Annotated in this window: 20 protein-coding genes and 1 tRNA gene; 8 read left to right on the top strand and 13 right to left on the bottom strand. The window is 58.9% G+C overall.

Going from position 1 to position 15979, the window contains the following annotated elements; all coding sequences use genetic code 11:
- Positions 1-30 precede the first annotated feature (30 nt).
- From C8D04_RS16790 to ltaE, 3 genes are read left to right on the top strand one after another with little or no spacing between them, the layout of a single operon-like run.
- A complete protein-coding gene (locus tag C8D04_RS16790; protein ID WP_116005851.1) occupies positions 31-753 on the top strand; it encodes a TetR/AcrR family transcriptional regulator in 723 nt (240 codons plus the stop codon).
- Entirely contained in the window at positions 750-1991 is a 1242-nt protein-coding gene (locus tag C8D04_RS16785; RefSeq protein WP_116005850.1) for a branched-chain amino acid ABC transporter substrate-binding protein, read from the top strand. Before C8D04_RS16790 ends, C8D04_RS16785 begins: the two co-directional genes overlap by 4 nt.
- Positions 1992-2050: 59 nt before the next feature.
- A complete protein-coding gene (gene ltaE / locus C8D04_RS16780) occupies positions 2051-3118 on the top strand; it encodes a low-specificity L-threonine aldolase (RefSeq protein ID WP_116006248.1) in 1068 nt (355 codons plus the stop codon).
- A gap of 95 nt (positions 3119-3213) precedes the next feature.
- Here ltaE and C8D04_RS16775 read toward each other — a convergent pair whose 3' ends face one another.
- Positions 3214-3930: a YggS family pyridoxal phosphate-dependent enzyme gene (locus C8D04_RS16775; RefSeq protein ID WP_116005849.1), complete on the bottom strand. Its 717-nt coding sequence runs from the start codon at positions 3928-3930 to the stop codon at positions 3214-3216.
- A 36-nt stretch (positions 3931-3966) separates the two neighbouring features.
- On the opposite strand from C8D04_RS16775, the gene C8D04_RS16770 reads away from it, so the two are divergent.
- From C8D04_RS16770 to C8D04_RS16755, 4 genes are all read left to right on the top strand, one after another.
- Positions 3967-5010: a type IV pilus twitching motility protein PilT gene (locus C8D04_RS16770; protein ID WP_116005848.1), complete on the top strand. Its 1044-nt coding sequence runs from the start codon at positions 3967-3969 to the stop codon at positions 5008-5010.
- A gap of 56 nt (positions 5011-5066) precedes the next feature.
- Positions 5067-5699 (top strand): cyclic nucleotide-binding domain-containing protein, encoded by a 633-nt coding sequence (locus C8D04_RS16765; RefSeq protein WP_116005847.1) that lies wholly within the window; start codon positions 5067-5069, stop codon positions 5697-5699.
- 39 nt (positions 5700-5738) lie between these two features.
- The gene (locus C8D04_RS16760; RefSeq protein ID WP_116005846.1) at positions 5739-6875 is read left to right on the top strand and encodes a PilT/PilU family type 4a pilus ATPase; all 1137 of its coding nucleotides are present in this window, start codon (positions 5739-5741) and stop codon (positions 6873-6875) included.
- A 69-nt stretch (positions 6876-6944) separates the two neighbouring features.
- Complete coding sequence (locus tag C8D04_RS16755) at positions 6945-7859, top strand: NAD(P)-dependent oxidoreductase (protein WP_116005845.1); 915 nt, start codon at positions 6945-6947, stop codon at positions 7857-7859.
- A 32-nt stretch (positions 7860-7891) separates the two neighbouring features.
- On the opposite strand, the gene C8D04_RS16750 is transcribed toward C8D04_RS16755, so the two are convergent.
- From C8D04_RS16750 to C8D04_RS16740, 3 genes are all read right to left on the bottom strand, one after another.
- Positions 7892-8569, bottom strand: coding sequence for a BON domain-containing protein (locus C8D04_RS16750; RefSeq protein ID WP_116005844.1), 678 nt, complete (start codon positions 8567-8569; stop codon positions 7892-7894).
- On the bottom strand, positions 8569-9165 hold the full coding sequence (locus C8D04_RS16745; RefSeq protein ID WP_116005843.1) for an SIS domain-containing protein: 597 nt from the start codon (positions 9163-9165) through the stop codon (positions 8569-8571). Before C8D04_RS16745 ends, C8D04_RS16750 begins: the two co-directional genes overlap by 1 nt.
- A gap of 99 nt (positions 9166-9264) precedes the next feature.
- On the bottom strand, positions 9265-9669 hold the full coding sequence (locus C8D04_RS16740) for a YraN family protein (RefSeq protein WP_199563023.1): 405 nt from the start codon (positions 9667-9669) through the stop codon (positions 9265-9267).
- Between C8D04_RS16740 and rsmI the strand changes: the two genes are divergently transcribed.
- Positions 9651-10583, top strand: a complete 933-nt coding sequence (gene rsmI, locus C8D04_RS16735) for a 16S rRNA (cytidine(1402)-2'-O)-methyltransferase (protein ID WP_116005841.1) — start codon at positions 9651-9653, stop codon at positions 10581-10583. The genes C8D04_RS16740 and rsmI overlap by 19 nt on opposite strands.
- Positions 10584-10731: 148 nt before the next feature.
- Here rsmI and C8D04_RS16730 read toward each other — a convergent pair.
- The 9 genes from C8D04_RS16730 to rplO form a co-directional block, all read right to left on the bottom strand.
- Positions 10732-10808 (bottom strand) — tRNA-Met (locus C8D04_RS16730).
- 19 nt (positions 10809-10827) lie between these two features.
- A complete protein-coding gene (gene rplQ / locus C8D04_RS16725) occupies positions 10828-11220 on the bottom strand; it encodes a 50S ribosomal protein L17 (protein ID WP_116005840.1) in 393 nt (130 codons plus the stop codon).
- 85 nt (positions 11221-11305) lie between these two features.
- On the bottom strand, positions 11306-12298 hold the full coding sequence (gene rpoA, locus C8D04_RS16720; protein WP_116005839.1) for a DNA-directed RNA polymerase subunit alpha: 993 nt from the start codon (positions 12296-12298) through the stop codon (positions 11306-11308).
- Positions 12299-12411: 113 nt separating this feature from the next.
- Positions 12412-13035: a 30S ribosomal protein S4 gene (rpsD, locus tag C8D04_RS16715; RefSeq protein ID WP_116005838.1), complete on the bottom strand. Its 624-nt coding sequence runs from the start codon at positions 13033-13035 to the stop codon at positions 12412-12414.
- Between the two features lie 94 nt (positions 13036-13129).
- Complete coding sequence (gene rpsK / locus C8D04_RS16710; protein WP_116005837.1) at positions 13130-13534, bottom strand: 30S ribosomal protein S11; 405 nt, start codon at positions 13532-13534, stop codon at positions 13130-13132.
- A gap of 18 nt (positions 13535-13552) precedes the next feature.
- Positions 13553-13918 carry a 30S ribosomal protein S13 gene (rpsM, locus tag C8D04_RS16705; protein ID WP_116005836.1) on the bottom strand — a complete coding sequence of 122 codons (366 nt, stop codon included), beginning with the start codon at positions 13916-13918 and terminating at the stop codon, positions 13553-13555.
- Between the two features lie 24 nt (positions 13919-13942).
- Positions 13943-14056: a 50S ribosomal protein L36 gene (rpmJ, locus tag C8D04_RS16700; protein ID WP_003050535.1), complete on the bottom strand. Its 114-nt coding sequence runs from the start codon at positions 14054-14056 to the stop codon at positions 13943-13945.
- Positions 14057-14206: 150 nt separating this feature from the next.
- A complete protein-coding gene (gene secY, locus C8D04_RS16695) occupies positions 14207-15523 on the bottom strand; it encodes a preprotein translocase subunit SecY (protein ID WP_116005835.1) in 1317 nt (438 codons plus the stop codon).
- A gap of 22 nt (positions 15524-15545) precedes the next feature.
- On the bottom strand, positions 15546-15977 hold the full coding sequence (rplO, locus tag C8D04_RS16690; RefSeq protein ID WP_116006247.1) for a 50S ribosomal protein L15: 432 nt from the start codon (positions 15975-15977) through the stop codon (positions 15546-15548).
- Positions 15978-15979 lie beyond the last annotated feature (2 nt).

Here is a 15979-nt window from a genome sequence, read left to right as displayed (position 1 = left end):
TATATACCGATTGGTAGAACAATGATACCCATGGGTATAACCAGAGCGACACCAACACCAACCGCAGCCACACTGGGCACGTCGCCGGTCAAGGCGCGCGGGCGCCAGAAGACATCTACGGCCAGTACCGACGAAAAGCGCGAGCGCATCCTCAAGGCCGCCGAGGTGTTGTTCGACCAGCAGGGCTACGCCAACACCACGATGGAGCAGATCGTGAGCGCGCTGGGCGTGACCAAGCCCTATGTCTACTACTACTTTCACAACAAGCAGGAAATCTTCGAAACACTGTCGTGGCGGCCCACCGTGGCCTGCTTTACAGCCATGGATTTCCCGGAGGACGACCACCGCCCCGCACACACCAAAGTCACGGAAGGCATCGAGCGGCTGATCCGCTCCACCATCGAGCACCACCCCGCAGCCTTCTTTCCGTACCGCGAGCCCCAGGTGTACCGGCCCGAGTACATCGCCATGCAAAAGAAGCTGGCCAACCACTTCTACGAACGCCTGTGCACCCTGATGGAGGAAGGCCGGCAGGACGGCATGTTCGATTTCAAGGAAACGCGCCTGACCGCGCTGGCGGCCTGCAGCCTGCCAGGCTTTCTGTACCACTGGTACCGGCCCGACGGACGCCTCTCGCCCGCCGAGGTGGTGCGCGAACTCTCTCAACTGTCGTGGCGCGTGCTGGGTTTGCGCAGCAAACGCCGCCCCGGCGCATCCCATCCCCCTTCAACCCCGGAGACCTCCTCACCATGAAATCGCTTCTCAAGCCACTGGCGGCAGCGGCCCTGCTGTGCGCCAGCGCCGCCCACGCACAAGACACCTTCAAGATCGCCTACATCGACCCCCTCTCGGGGCCGTTCGCCAACGTGGGCGAGCTGATGCTCACGCACACCCAGTACGCCGTGGAAGACATCAACGCCAAGGGCGGCGTGCTCAAGGGCACCAAGCTGCAGCTGCTGCAGTTCGACAGCAAGCTCTCGGCCCAGGAGAGCCAGAGCGCGCTGCAGGCCGCCATTGACCAGGGCGCCCGCGCCATCGTCACCGGTGGTTCGGGCTCGTCGGTGGTGACGGCGCTGGTGCAGGCCGCAGCGCGCCACAACCAGCGCAATCCGGGCAAGGAAGTGATCGTGCTCAATCACTCCTCCATCGACCCCGAGCTGACCGGCAAGGCCTGTAATTTCTGGCACTTCCAGCTCGAGGCGAACACGGCCATGAAGATGAAGGCCATCGCCAACTACGTGAAGAAGCAGCCGGACATCAAGAAGGTCTACCTGCTCAACCAGGACTACGCGCACGGCAAGCAATGGGCGCATTACGGCCGCGAGATGGTGGGACTGGCACGCCCCGATATGCAGTTCGTGGGCGAGACTCTGCACCCCATTGGCCGGGTCAAAGATTTCGCTCCCTACCTGGCCAAGATCAAAAGCAGCGGAGCCGATTCGGTCATCACAGGAAACTGGGGCCAGGACATGACGCTGCTGCTCAAGGCGGCGGGCGATGCGGGCTACAACCTGCGTTATTTCAACCACAGCGCGGGCTCCATTCCGGGCACGGTGCTGGCCGTCTCGCAAGCCAAGCTCGGCCAGCTGACCTGGGTGGCCGAATGGCACCCCGGCCAGGCAGCAACCCCCAAGGTAGACGCACTGGCGCAGGCCTACAAAGCCAAGACAGGCAAGGAATTTCTGGCGCCACGCATCGAGATGACGCCGCGCTTCCTCGCAGCAGCGATCAACAAGGCACAGTCCACCGACCCGATGAAGGTTGCACGGGCGATGGAGGATCTGACGATCGACTCCGTCGTCGGCCCGGTGCGCATGCGCGGCGAAGACCATCAGTTGCTGCTGCCCCAGGTGGTGAACACCATTGCGCCGGTGGACGGCAAGGCTGTGAAGGTGGGCTGGGATGGCACCAACTATGGCTTTCGCACCGACGCAGCCTATACCGGCAACGAGCTGGCCCAAGGCACGGAGTGCAAGATGACAAGGCCCTGATCCTGCGCACCGGCACGCCGGCCGATACCATGGGCGGCTTCTTCACGAGAGAGACACCCATGCCCGACTTTCGCAGCGACACCGTGACCCAGCCGACTCCCGCCATGCGCGCCGCCATGCAGGCAGCGCCGCTGGGCGACGATGTGTTTGGCGACGACCCCTCCGTCAACGCGCTGCAGGAGCATGCGGCGCAACTGCTGGGCTTCGAGGCCGCGCTGTTTGCGCCCTCGGGAACGCAGACCAACCTGATCGCCCTCATGGGCCACTGCCAGCGCGGCGACGAGGCCATCGTCGGCCAAAGCTGGCACACCTACCGCTGGGAGGCCGGCGGCATGGCGGTACTGGGCTCCATCCAGCCCCAGCCGGTGGAAACGCAGAGCGACGGCACGCTGCTTCTCACCGACATCGCTGCTGCCATCAAACCCGACGATCCACACTTTGCGCGCACCCGCCTGGTGGTGCTGGAAAACACGACGGGCGGCCAGGTGCTGCCCGCCACCTACATCTTTGATGTGGCGCAGCTGGCGCGCACGCGCGGGCTGGCACTGCACCTCGATGGCGCCCGCCTGTTCAACGCCGCCACGGCCTATGCGCAAGCCCAAGGCACCGATGTGTACGACGAAGCCCGCGCACTGTGCGGCCATTTCGACACGGTTTCGCTCTGCCTGAGCAAGGGTCTGGGCGCGCCCGTAGGCTCACTGTTGCTCGGGCGTGCAGACTTCATCCGCCAGGCCCGGCGCACCCGCAAAATCCTGGGCGGCGCCATGCGCCAGTGCGGCATGCTTGCGGCTGCCGGGCTCCATGCACTGCAGCACCATGTGCGCCGCATGGCCGACGACCACGCCCTGCTGCGCCAGCTTGCCGACGGGCTGGCCCAGGCCGGGCACGACCACCCCGTACTGCAAGGGCGGCTGGCGGTGGTTTCGGCGCATACCAACATTTTGTTCACCGATGTGGGTGCCGATGTGGCTCCGGCGCTTACCCGTTGGCTGGCACAGCACGGCGTGCGCTGCACCAGCAGCCTGTATGGCGGCCAAACGCGCCTGCGCTGGGTCACGCACCTGGACGTGGGGCCCGACGGTGTAGCGCGAACACTGGACTGTGTGCAGCGCTTCAGAACGGCCTGATCATTCACTTTATAGCTATTAAATCAATAGCTACTACCGCTGAATGGACGGGCGCTAGAGGCCAATTTTCTTTCAACCCACGGAAAACTTGCGCTTCACGGCGCGGGGCGTTGCCTGCCACCAAAGATGCCTGTGCCCACGCGCACCAGGGTGCTGCCCGCAGCAATGGCGGCATCGAGGTCGGCGGTCATGCCCAGCGACAAGGTATCGAAGCACTCCAGCCCCGACAGGCCCGAGCCGCGGATGCGGTCGAACACGGCACGCGCACGTTGGTGTAGCGCGTACTGGGCAGCGTAGTCGGCCGCTGGCTCAGGAATGCTCATCACGCCGCGCAGGCGCAACTGTGGCAGCGCCGCCACGGTTTGCGCCAAGACCAGGGCCTCGTCAGGCAGCACTCCCGATTTGGTCGGCCCGCCGTCCACATTGACCTGAATGCAGACTTGCAAGGGCGCCTTGTGCGCAGGCCTTTGGGCTGCCAGACGTTCGGCGATCTTGGCTCGATCCAGGGTATGCATCCAGTCAAAATGCTCAGCCACCAGGCGTGTCTTGTTGCTCTGCACAGGGCCGATGCAGTGCCATTGCAGCGTGGGCACATCCATCTGCTGCAGCGCCGCCATTTTTTCCACGGCCTCTTGAATGTAGTTTTCGCCAAACGCCTGCTGCCCCGCCTGGGCCGCCTGGAGAACGGCTTCGGGGCCAAAGGTTTTGGAAACGGCGAGCAGTGAAACACTGGCTGGATCGCGCCCGGCGGCAGCGCAGGCCTGCGCAATCCGGTCATGAACCTGTTGGAGGTTGTCGGCAATCGTGGTCATAATGTTTGCCAAGCGTACCAAACGATCGAGGGAACCGTGGACATTACCCAACTGCTGGCGTTCAGCGTCAAAAACAAGGCTTCTGACTTGCACCTGTCCGCGGGCTTGCCGCCGATGATTCGCGTGCACGGCGATGTACGCCGCATCAACGTCGATGCACTGGACCACAAGACGGTTCACTCCATGGTGTACGACATCATGAGCGACTCGCAGCGCAAAACCTATGAAGAGTTTCTGGAGGTCGACTTCTCGTTCGAGATCGACGGCTTGGCACGCTTTCGCGTCAACGCCTTCAACCAGAACCGCGGCGCGGCCGCCGTGTTCCGGACCATTCCGAGCAAGATCCTGACGCTCGAGCAACTCAACGCACCCAAGATTTTTGGCGACCTGTCGCTCAAGCCGCGCGGCCTGGTGCTGGTGACCGGGCCCACGGGCTCGGGCAAGTCCACCACGCTGGCGGCCATGGTCAACTTCCTCAATGAGAGCGAGTATGGCCACATTCTCACCGTGGAAGACCCGATTGAGTTCGTGCACGAGTCCAAGAAGTGCCTGATCAACCAGCGCGAAGTGGGGCCGATGACGCTCTCCTTTGCGGCAGCACTGAAATCTGCACTGCGCGAAGACCCGGACGCCATCCTGGTGGGCGAAATGCGCGATCTGGAAACGATTCGCCTGGCCATGACCGCAGCAGAAACCGGCCACCTGGTGTTCGGCACGCTGCACACCTCCAGCGCAGCCAAGACCATCGACCGGATCATCGATGTGTTTCCGGCCGAAGAAAAAGAAATGGTCCGCTCCATGCTGTCCGAGTCTCTGCAGGCCGTGATCTCGCAAACCCTTTGCAAGCTCAAAGACGGCTCTGGCCGCGTGGCCGCGCACGAGATCATGCTGGGCACGAGCGCCATCCGCAACCTGATCCGCGAGGCCAAGGTGGCGCAGATGTATTCCACCATCCAGACCAGCAACAGTGTCGGCATGCAGACACTGGACCAGAACCTGACCGATCTGGTGCGGCGCAACATCATCAGCCCCGCCGAGGCCCGCAGCAAGGCCAAGATCCCCGACAACTTCCCAGGTTGATTTTCATTTCAACCGTCTGACACCGGCCGCCTACTGGCGGCCCACTGGAGCACCCCATGAAAGGCATTCTTGGTCTTTTGCGTATGACGACGCGCAACAACAAGCCGCAGGACCACCAGGACTCCGTCTTCTTTTCGACCGCCTTTGCCAACCAGGGCGTGGAGTCAACCATGCTGGTGCCCTGGGAAGCGCGAGCGGTGGAGGTAGGTGCCAAGCGCATGCCGGTCAGCCGAGGGGGCAAACTGCTGCAGGCGCTGTGGGCGAAAGACAAGTACATGGCCCATTTGGACCAGGATGCTGTCAAGCGCATGGAGCGTTTCTTCGAGTTCGCCCAGGTACCGCCCAACCGCGATGTGATTCGCCAGGACGAATACGGCAACTTCATGATCGTGCTGTTGACCGGCACCATTGCCGTGGACCGTGTGCAACCGTGGGGAGAGCAATTGCGACTGGCAGAAACCCGCCCCGGGGACATCCTGGGCGAGATGTCGCTGCTGGACAGCGGCATCCGCTTTTCGGCCTGCACCACACTGACCGATTGCGAGATTGCCGTACTCAGTGCCGACGCCATGGACGACATGATGGACAAAGATCCGCAGCTTGCCGCCAGCCTGGTGGCTTTGCTGGCACGCAAGCTCTCACTGCGCCTGCGGGTGGTCAGCGCACGTTTGAGCGAAAACCAGAAATGATGCACCAGCGCGCAGACGCCAAGTGCGGGAGGATTTGAAATGGAACGCGATCAGGCCAGTAAATTCATCAACGATCTGCTCAAGCTGCTGGTCAGTCGCAATGGCAGTGACTTGTTCATCACGGCCGAATTTCCACCGGCCATCAAGGTCGATGGAGCCATTGCCAAGGTATCGCCACAGCCGCTGTCCCCCAACCACACCCTGACGCTGGCCCGCTCCATCATGAGCGACAAGCAGGCCGCTGATTTCGAACGCACCAAGGAGTGCAATTTCGCCATCTCACCGTCGGGCATCGGCCGCTTCCGTGTGAACGCCTTCATCCAGCAAGGCCGCGTGGGCATGGTGATGCGCGTGATCCCGCTGACCCTGCCAACCATCGACGGCTTGGGCGTGCCGCAGGTACTCAAGGAAGTCACGATGACCAAGCGCGGCTTGTGCATCCTGGTGGGTGCCACAGGCTCGGGCAAGTCGACCACGCTGGCCGCCATGGTGGACTGGCGCAACGAACACTCTTTCGGCCATATCATCACGGTCGAAGATCCGGTCGAGTTCGTCCACCCGCACAAAAACTGCGTGGTGACGCAGCGCGAAGTGGGTCTGGACACCGACAGCTGGGAAGCCGCCCTCAAGAACACACTGCGCCAGGCGCCCGACGTGATCCTGATGGGCGAAATCCGCGATAGGGAAACCATGGAACACGCGATCGCGTTCTCGGAAACCGGCCACCTTTGCTTGGCGACGCTGCATGCCAACAGTGCCAACCAGGCGCTCGACCGCATCATCAACTTCTTCCCGGAAGAGCGCCGTGCGCAGCTGCTGATGGATCTCTCACTCAACCTGCGCGCCCTGGTTTCGCAGCGCCTGATCCCGAAGCAAGACGGTAAGGGCCGTGCAGCGGCTGTCGAGATCATGCTGAACACTCCGCTCATTTCCGACCTGATCTTCAAGGGCGACGTGGCAGAGATCAAGGAGATCATGAAAAAGAGCCGCAACCTGGGCATGCAGACCTTTGACCAGGCTCTTTTCGATCTGTTCGAAGCCAATGTCATCACCTACGAAGACGCCTTGCGCAATGCCGACTCGCTCAACGACCTGCGCCTGCAGATCAAGCTCAGCAGCCAGCGCGCCAAGTCGACCGACCTCGCTTCGGGTACGGAGCATTTCGTGATCGTCTAAACGCGCACCGACTGCGCGCCTCCCGGCCCGCGCACGCCGCGGGCTTTTTTCATTCAAGGATTGAACGCCATGGCCAGCACCAATGCCCGTACGTACGAACCCCTCGCTTCTCGCAAGATCGCCTTTCTAGGACTTGGTGTGATGGGCTATCCCATGGCCGCACATCTGGCCCTGGCCGGCCACCAAGTGACGGTATACAACCGCACTGAATCCAAAGCAGTCGCGTGGTGCACTGAATATGCCCACACCAACGCTCCGCGGCACGCGCCTTCGCCACGCCTGGCCGCTAAGGATGCTGAAATTGTGTTTTGCTGCGTGGGAAACGACGACGACCTGCGCTCCGTGGTACTGGGTGCCGATGGTGCCTTTGCCGGCATGGAGCCCGGCGCCGTTTTTGTGGACCACACGACCGCATCGGCGCAGGTGGCACGCGAGCTGTATGGTGCGGCCCGCACCCTGGGTCTGCATTTCATAGATGCACCGGTCTCCGGCGGCCAAGCAGGCGCGCAGAACGGCCTGCTCACCGTGATGTGCGGTGGCGATGCGGCAGCATTCGAGAGGGTGCAATCCGTAGGGATGGCGTTCTCCCGCGCCTTCACCCGCATGGGCGAGTCTGGTGCAGGTCAGCTGACCAAGATGGTGAACCAGATCTGCATTGCCGGGCTGGTGCAGGGGCTCTCGGAGGCCGTCGCCTTTGGCCAGCGCGCCGGGCTGGATATGAACCTGGTCCTGGACGTGATTGGCAAAGGCGCGGCACAAAGCTGGCAGCTCGACAACCGCGGCAAGACGATGGTTGCGGGGAAGTTTGACTTTGGCTTTGCCGTGGACTGGATGCGCAAGGATTTAGGCCTGGTGCTTGCCGAGGCCCACCGCAATGGTGCGCGTTTGCCTGTGACGGCCCTGGTGGACCAGTTCTATGGTGACGTGCAGCAGCTGGGCGGGCACCGCTGGGATACGTCCAGCTTGATCAAGCGCCTCGGCTGAAGATCAGCGGTCCCTTCTCCTGGCTGCCCCTTTCAGGGTGCGCTGCGAGGTGCTGCGCTGCCCTCGCCATTGTCCTGGGTCACTGGCGCTGGCTTGGACGCCGTCATGCGCGCCAGGTCCGCGTCACTCAAGTATTCAAAAACCCGGACAACTTTGCTGACGCCAGTGACACCGCGGGCAATGGATGTGGCGCGAGCGGCCTCGCGCTGCGTGACCAACCCCATGAGGTAGACCACGTTGCGCTCCGTTACTACCTTGAAACTGCTGGCCGATAGATCCTTGGCATCGACCAAACTGGCGCGCATCTTGCCAGTGATGAATGTGTCATTCGAACGTTGCCCCAGCGAAGTACTGGGCATGACCGCCAACTCATTCACCACGGAGCGAACATTTTCCACGCCGCTGACGATCTTCTCAATCTCCTGCCGTGCTTCGGCCGTGCCGACCTCTCCCGTTACAAGCACCTGGCGGTTGTAGCTGGTCACATTGACGTGCACTTTGTCGCCATAAGCACCATGAATGCGATTGGACGAGCGCAGCTCGATGGTTTCGTCCTCGATCTGGGTTCCCGCAGTCCGGCGGTCGATCGCCATCATGCCGCCAAGAGCCGCACCGCCCAGCACCACGGGCGTCGCGCAACCTGCCATACCCGCAGTCAATGCGGTTGCAGCCATTACCGCACACAAGGCGCGATTCATACGATTTGTCATCACGAAATCTCCTGTTCACCAAACAATTGGGCGTCCATGCCATCGCAGAGACAGTTGATCACCAGGGTGTGCACTTCGCGCACACGCGCTGCACGATCGTGCGGAACACAAATCAGCACATCGGTCTCCCGCACTGCTGTCGCCAAATTCCCACCTGTACGGCCCGTCAGCGCAACCACTGTCATCTCTCGCTCGTGTGCCGCATGCACGGCGGACAGCACGCTTGCATCTGCCGCAGTCGTACTCACGACCAGTAGCAAGTCTCCTGCTTGACCTAATGCGCGCACTTGGCGGGCAAACTGCTGGGGTTCGTCCGTGCCACCCGCATTCACGGTCAGCAGCGCACCATCTGCACACAACGCAATCGCAGCGAATTCAGGACGCTCGCGCTCGAACCCAGCCACGCAGCAGGTCGCAAACTGCTGTGCATGCGCAGCCGATGCACCACTGCCGCAGGCAAGAATTTTCCCCCCACTGGTAATGCTCGCAAGCAGCGCCTGCACGGCATCAGAGATGGGGCGCGCCAGGATCTGGGCAGACTGGTATTTCAAATCGGCACTCTCGATGAAGTGCTCCTGTATACGTTGCTCAAGCATGGGCCGTTGCGATATTGGACTGGTTTCAGACCGATGATGATACCCCTCGGTGTTATGAATTTTGTAGCAATCGGTACCTTGTCTTCTTCGCCTATTCACTCAAGGCGCATCAAAAGCTGCCTTGATCCATTCGACTTCGCCCTCCACCAGAACCACATCGAAACGGCACGGGGGCGGTGCGCCCCATCGCAGCAGAAAATGACGCGCAGCGAAGATGATGCGCCGCTGCTTCAACGATGAAATACTGGCCCCGGCGCCACCGAATGCGCGGCTGGAACGCCTGCGCACCTCGACAAACACCACAGTTCCGTCGGGCTCCTGCACAATCACGTCGATTTCTCCGCCACCACGTCCTGGCGTTCGATAATTGCGCGCAAGCAGTCGCAGACCGGCAGCCTGCAAATGGGTCCATGCAAGATCCTCCGCAGCATTGCCTTTCGCGCGTGTGGTCGTCTTGCCGGTAAATATCTTGTCAAGGAAATCCATTGAGCGCATCTTTCGCATCAGCCTTGGGTGCCGCCCGCGAAGCGGCCGCAGACCAGCATTATCCTCAAGCGACCTTGTATGTGGTTGCCACCCCCATCGGCAATCTTGCAGACATCACGCTTCGCGCGCTGCACGTGCTGCAGTTGGCGGATACCTTGGCTTGTGAGGACACGCGCCACACCCAAGGCATGCTGAGAATCTATGGCATCGACAAGGAACGAAGCCAACTGCTTGCCGTGCACCAGCACAATGAAGCTGAGTCTGCACAGGCAGTAATTGCCCGATTGCAGCAAGGCGAGCGGGTGGCTTACGTTAGCGACGCGGGCACCCCAGGCGTTAGCGATCCTGGGGCACGCCTGGTTGCTGCGGTGCGTGCGGCAGAACTGCGCGTGATGGGTCTGCCTGGCGCGAGCAGCATCACGACGGCCATTAGCGTGGCCGGAATGATTGCCAGTGGGAGCGACGGTTTTGTATTTTCAGGATTCTTGCCAACCAAGGCAGCTGAGCGCAACATGCGTGTGCAGCGCCTGCAGCAGGAACCCCGCGGCATCGTGCTGCTGGAAGCGCCGCACCGCATTCAAGAACTGGCACACGCCTTGTCAGCCCTGGGCCATCGTCCAGTCACGTTGGCACGCGAGCTGACCAAGCAGTTTGAGGAAATCACCACACTGCCGGCCCACGCTCTTGCGTCTTGGCTGCAAGCAGATCCCCATCGATCGCGCGGCGAATTCGTCGTACTTGTGCATCCGGTTGCTGCGATCACGGATACAAGAGACAGTCTGCGCATTCTTCAACTGCTTTTGCAAGAATTGCCTTTGAAGTCTGCGGTGCGCCTCGCCGCGACCATTACCGGTTCACCACGCAATGCTCTGTACGACAGTGCATTGAGGCTGCAGCGCGCAGGTGAACCATCGATCGAAACAGATGATTGATAGTTCACGAAATTCCTTCCCAGCACGCCATTGGCGCCAGGGCTGAGGCCCATTGGCCACTTGCCGACCTCACAAGATATCGATGGGCAAAAACAAAAACGCCCACTAAAAAGTGGGCGTTTACTGACAGCGGAGACCGCTTGCATATTGGTTGCGCGAGAAGGATTTGAACCTCCGACCTTTGGGTTATGAGCCCAACGAGCTACCAGACTGCTCCATCGCGCGGTAAGAAGTATATTATAGCTTACTTTTCAGAGCTCTCGCTAGAATTATTTGCATCAGCACGATCCACCAGTTCAACCAAGGCCATTGGTGCATTGTCGCCAACGCGGTAACCCATCTTCAGAATACGGGTGTAACCACCGGGACGCGCATTGAAGCGGGGACCCAGGTCATTGAACAACTTGGTAACCATGTCACGGTCGCGCAGACGGTCAAACGCCAAACGCCGGTTAGCAACAGTGTCCACCTTGGCCAAAGTGATCATGGGCTCGACCACACGACGCAGTTCTTTGGCTTTTGGCACTGTGGTTTTGATGGCTTCGTGTTGCAGCAGCGAATTCATCATGTTTTGCAACATCGCAAGGCGGTGCGAGGTGGTGCGGTTGAGTTTGCGGAGTCCGTGACCGTGGCGCATGGTGCTTTCCTTATATATCGTTAAATCGGGCAGCCGTATCAGGTACTGCCCAAGGCACTCCCCTTATGGGGACCAAAATTATAGCTTACCGCTTGTCCAAACCGGCTGGCGGCCAGTTTTCAAGCTTCATTCCTAAGGTCAGGCCGCGCGATGCGAGCACTTCCTTGATTTCGTTGAGCGACTTACGACCCAAGTTCGGGGTCTTCAGGAGTTCATTCTCAGTACGCTGAATGAGATCGCCAATGTAGTAAATGTTTTCAGCCTTCAAGCAATTGGCCGAACGCACGGTAAGTTCAAGTTCATCGACGGGACGCAACAGAATCGGATCAAACGTGGCATTGCCGCGCTGGCTGCCCGGCTCGGGGAAGACGGGCATATCTCCGCCTTCGAGCTGCGCAAAAACTGCCAATTGTTCAACCAAAATCTTTGCCGACGCGCGAACCGCATCTTCTGCAGTGATCGCGCCATTGGTTTCAATCTCAACGACCAGCTTATCCAAGTCGGTCCGCTGCTCGACACGAGCGCTTTCAACCGTGTAGCTGACCCGCTTGACTGGGGAGAACGAAGCGTCGAGAACGATCCGTCCAATCGACTTGGATGTTTCATCCGAGAATCGGCGTTGATTGCCCGGGACGTAGCCACGGCCCTTCTCGACCTTGATCTGCATATCCAATTTGCCGCCTTGCGACAAGTGGGCGATCACATGATCCGGGTTCACGATCTCCACGTCGTGGGGTGTCTGGATATCGCGTGCAGTTACGACGCCATCGCCGTCTTTTCGAAGGCTGAGCGTGACTTCGTCACGGTTATGCAGCTTGAACACAACGCCTTTGAGATTCAACAAGATGTTGACCACATCTTCCTGAACACCATCAATCGAGGAATACTCGTGGAGCACGCCTGCGATCGTCACTTCTGTCGCTGCATAACCCACCATGGACGAGAGCAGAACGCGCCGAATGGCATTGCCCAACGTGTGCCCATATCCGCGCTCGAACGGCTCCAGTGCGACTTTGGCCCGGTTGTGGCCTAGCTGCTCTACATTGATAGCCTTGGGTTTCAGCAAATTTGTTTGCATGCAGACTTCCTCTCAATACCCCCAGCTCGTTACACCGGTAAGGCTGGTGAAGCGCCTACACCGCAATGCCTTGCGGTGTAGGAACGATTTTCTACGGTGATTGCGCTCAGTGCTTAGCGCGAGTACAGCTCAACAATCAAGGATTCGTTGATATCTGCACCAAATTCGTCCCGATCAGGAACCTTCTTGAAGACTCCTTCTGCCTTGGCAGCATCGACCTCAACCCAAGCAGGCATACCGACTTGCTGTGCGAGCTGTAGCGCCTCAGCAATACGGCCTTGATTCTTGGATTTTTCGCGCACAGCCACCACGTCACCAGCCTTGACCAGGTACGAAGGGATATTGACAGACTGCCCATTGACAGTCATTGCCTTGTGGGACACAAGCTGACGAGCTTCTGCGCGCGTAGAGCCAAAGCCCATGCGATACACCACGTTGTCCAGGCGGCACTCCAACAACGACAACAGGTTGGCACCCGTGTTGCCCTTGCGACGGTCAGCGGCCTCGAAATAACGGCGGAATTGCTTTTCCAGGATGCCGTACATGCGCTTGACCTTCTGCTTTTCGCGCAGTTGGAGGCCATAGTCAGACGTGCGCTGACCCGAGGTGCGACCATGCTGGCCGGGTTTGGAATCAAACTTCGACTTGTCCGCAATCGAGCGGCGTGCGCTCTTGAGGAACAGGTCGGTGCCTTCACGGCGAGAGAGTTTGGCCTTGGGGCCGAGATAGCGTGCCACTTGAATATCCTTCTATGTCATCTTCCGCAAACCATTGCGGGAGCCGTCTGCAGCGGCTAAACCGGCGCAGACGGCGGTGGGCTTGTTAAATCAATTAAATGCGACGGCGTTTTTGCGGGCGGCAGCCGTTGTGGGGTACCGGGGTCACATCAGAAATCGACGTGATGCGGATACCTAGGGCACCAAGGGCGCGTACCGAAGATTCACGTCCAGGGCCAGGGCCCTTGATTTCCACATCCAGGTTTTTAATACCTTGCTCAATAGCTGCACGACCCGCCGTTTCTGAAGCTACCTGGGCGGCGAAAGGCGTTGATTTGCGCGAACCCTTGAACCCTTGACCACCTGACGATGCCCACGACAGTGCGTTGCCCTGGCGATCGGTAATTGTGATGATGGTGTTATTGAACGATGCATGCACGTGGGCAACACCATCCGAAACGTTCTTGCGAACTTTTTTGCGTACACGCTGTGAGGCGTTATTGGCAGGAGACTTGGCCATATTGATCTTTCAATCTCTTTATTTTTTCAGTGCAGCGGCACCCTTGCGCGGACCCTTGCGAGTGCGTGCGTTTGTGCGCGTGCGCTGACCGCGCATGGGCAGTCCGCGGCGATGGCGGAAACCCCGGTAGCAACCAATGTCCATCAAACGCTTGATGTTCATCGTGGTTTCGCGGCGAAGGTCACCCTCAATGGTGAACTGCGCAATCTGGTCGCGAATTTTTTCCAGATCACCGTCCGATAGATCTTTGATCTTTTTGGAATAAGCGATGTCGCATGCTTCGCAAATTTTGCGAGCGCGTGTGCGACCAATGCCGAAAATAGCAGTTAAGCCAATCTCTGCATGCTTGTGCGGCGGAATATTGATACCAGCGATACGTGCCATGTGCGTCCTCTAATGCTTTCCTGTTCAACCCTGGCGCTGCTTGTGGCGCTGGTCAGTACAGATCACACGCACCACACCTTTGCGGCGGATGATCTTGCAGTTACGACAGATTTTCTTGACCGAAGCCGAGACTCTCATTTCATACTCCTAAAACCAGATAGCGCTCCGGCTGCATGCCTGAAACACCTTGTAAGCCTGTGCATAGCACAAGGCATACATCTTTTAAATCACGCCAGCTTTTGACCGCAGCGCGCCATAAATATGCAAATAACTTGGTGGCAAACGCCGTCAAGCACCTGCTCCCGACTTGAAATTCGCCTTCTTGAGCAGCGAGTCATACTGCTGAGACATCAGATAATTTTGCACCTGTGCCATGAAGTCCATAGTCACCACCACAATGATCAGCAACGAGGTGCCACCAAAATAGAAAGGCACGTTGTATTTAATGATCAAAAACTCAGGCAGCAAGCACACGAACGTGATGTAGATCGCACCAATCAACGTGAGACGCAGCAGAATTTTATCAATGTAGCGCGCAGTCTGTTCACCTGGCCGAATGCCAGGTATGAACGCACCACTTTTCTTCAGATTGTCTGCGGTTTCACGGCTATTGAACACAAGTGCCGTATAGAAAAAACAGAAGAAGATGATGGCCGTTGCATAGAACATCACGTAAATAGGTTGCCCTGGCGTGAGTGCTCCTGATATATCTTTCAGCCAACGCATCGACTCGCCTGCGCTGAACCAGTTCACCACCGTCGCTGGAAGAAGAATGATGGACGATGCGAAGATCGGAGGAATCACACCTGCCATATTCAGCTTCAAAGGAAGATGAGATGACTGACCGCCATAGACCTTGTTGCCTACCTGCCGCCTGGCGTAGTTAACAAGAATTTTCCGCTGCCCACGCTCGACGTAAACCACGAAGTAGGTCACCAGCCCAACCACCAGTACGATGAAGATGGCGGCAATGATGCTCATGGCACCTGTACGAACCAACTCCAACAGTCCACCGATAGAGCTAGGCAAACCGGCTGCGATACCTGCGAAAATCAGGATCGATATACCGTTACCCAAGCCGCGCTCAGTAATCTGCTCGCCGAGCCACATCAGGAATATTGTTCCTGCCGTAAGGCTTACCACGGCCGTCATGCGAAAACCAAACCCAGGCACAAGCACCAAACCTGCAGAACTTTCCAGCGCCACGGCAATCCCTAATGACTGGAAGATTGCCAGCCCCAAGGTTCCATAGCGGGTGTACTGGGTGATCTTTCGACGCCCTGCCTCACCCTCTTTTTTTAGCTGTTCAAATGTGGGCACCGCGTAGGTCATGAGCTGCATGATGATCGATGCCGAGATGTACGGCATGATTCCCAATGCAAACACGGTAAAACGCGAAAGCGCCCCGCCTGAAAACATATTGAACAAGTTCAATATGCCTTGTTGGCCACTGAAAAGTTGCTTGAGTTGGGCCGGATCGATACCAGGAACGGGGATATGCGCCCCGATACGGTATACGACCAGCGCCATCAGCAAAAATACCAGTCGGCGACGCAAATCGCCGTACTTGCCGGTTTTTGCTATTTGTGCAGCGCTAGTTGCCACAGAAGCTTTCCTTAATGCCGAGTCAGGCGATAGAGCCGCCAGCTGCTTCAATCGCAGCCTTGGCACCTGCCGTTGCACCGATGCCGGTAAGCTTCACCGCCGAACCAATGGCTCCGGTGTTGATCACTTTCACGACCTTGGCGTTTTGTCCGACCAGACCAGCCTGCTTGAGAGCGAGCATGTCGATCTCCGCCAGACCAAGCTGGGTCAGCGCCGTGAGCGTAACTTCTGCATTGAACTTCAGAGTCTGCGACTTGAAGCCACGCTTTGGAAGGCGGCGCTGCAGCGGCATCTGACCACCTTCAAAGCCAACCTTGTGGTAGCCACCAGAGCGCGACTTTTGCCCTTTGTGGCCGCGACCAGCCGTCTTGCCCAAACCAGAGCCAATGCCCCGACCGACGCGACGCTTGGCGTGCTTTGAACCTTCTGCTGGCTTGATGTTATTAAGTTCCATCA

It is taken from the genome of Simplicispira sp. 125, from assembly GCF_003096555.1.
Taxonomy (GTDB): Bacteria; Pseudomonadota; Gammaproteobacteria; order Burkholderiales; family Burkholderiaceae_C; genus Simplicispira.
Note: the sequence above shows the minus strand (reverse complement) of the source record. Positions and strands in the feature narration are given on the sequence as shown.

Excerpts from the sequence above, each read along its gene's own strand:
- C8D04_RS16790 (WP_116005851.1), top strand. The coding sequence starts at position 31 with ATGGGTATAACCAGAGCGACACCAACACCAACCGCAGCCACACTGGGC.
- C8D04_RS16785 (WP_116005850.1), top strand. The coding sequence starts at position 750 with ATGAAATCGCTTCTCAAGCCACTGGCGGCAGCGGCCCTGCTGTGCGCC.
- ltaE (WP_116006248.1), top strand. The coding sequence starts at position 2,051 with ATGCCCGACTTTCGCAGCGACACCGTGACCCAGCCGACTCCCGCCATG.
- C8D04_RS16775 (WP_116005849.1), bottom strand. The coding sequence starts at position 3,930 with ATGACCACGATTGCCGACAACCTCCAACAGGTTCATGACCGGATTGCG.
- C8D04_RS16765 (WP_116005847.1), top strand. The coding sequence starts at position 5,067 with ATGAAAGGCATTCTTGGTCTTTTGCGTATGACGACGCGCAACAACAAG.
- C8D04_RS16760 (WP_116005846.1), top strand. The coding sequence starts at position 5,739 with ATGGAACGCGATCAGGCCAGTAAATTCATCAACGATCTGCTCAAGCTG.
- C8D04_RS16755 (WP_116005845.1), top strand. The coding sequence starts at position 6,945 with ATGGCCAGCACCAATGCCCGTACGTACGAACCCCTCGCTTCTCGCAAG.
- C8D04_RS16750 (WP_116005844.1), bottom strand. The coding sequence starts at position 8,569 with ATGACAAATCGTATGAATCGCGCCTTGTGTGCGGTAATGGCTGCAACC.
- C8D04_RS16745 (WP_116005843.1), bottom strand. The coding sequence starts at position 9,165 with ATGCTTGAGCAACGTATACAGGAGCACTTCATCGAGAGTGCCGATTTG.
- C8D04_RS16740 (WP_199563023.1), bottom strand. The coding sequence starts at position 9,669 with ATGCGAAAGATGCGCTCAATGGATTTCCTTGACAAGATATTTACCGGC.
- rplQ (WP_116005840.1), bottom strand. The coding sequence starts at position 11,220 with ATGCGCCACGGTCACGGACTCCGCAAACTCAACCGCACCACCTCGCAC.
- rpoA (WP_116005839.1), bottom strand. The coding sequence starts at position 12,298 with ATGCAAACAAATTTGCTGAAACCCAAGGCTATCAATGTAGAGCAGCTA.
- rpsK (WP_116005837.1), bottom strand. The coding sequence starts at position 13,534 with ATGGCCAAGTCTCCTGCCAATAACGCCTCACAGCGTGTACGCAAAAAA.
- rpsM (WP_116005836.1), bottom strand. The coding sequence starts at position 13,918 with ATGGCACGTATCGCTGGTATCAATATTCCGCCGCACAAGCATGCAGAG.
- rpmJ (WP_003050535.1), bottom strand. The coding sequence starts at position 14,056 with ATGAGAGTCTCGGCTTCGGTCAAGAAAATCTGTCGTAACTGCAAGATC.
- rplO (WP_116006247.1), bottom strand. The coding sequence starts at position 15,977 with ATGGAACTTAATAACATCAAGCCAGCAGAAGGTTCAAAGCACGCCAAG.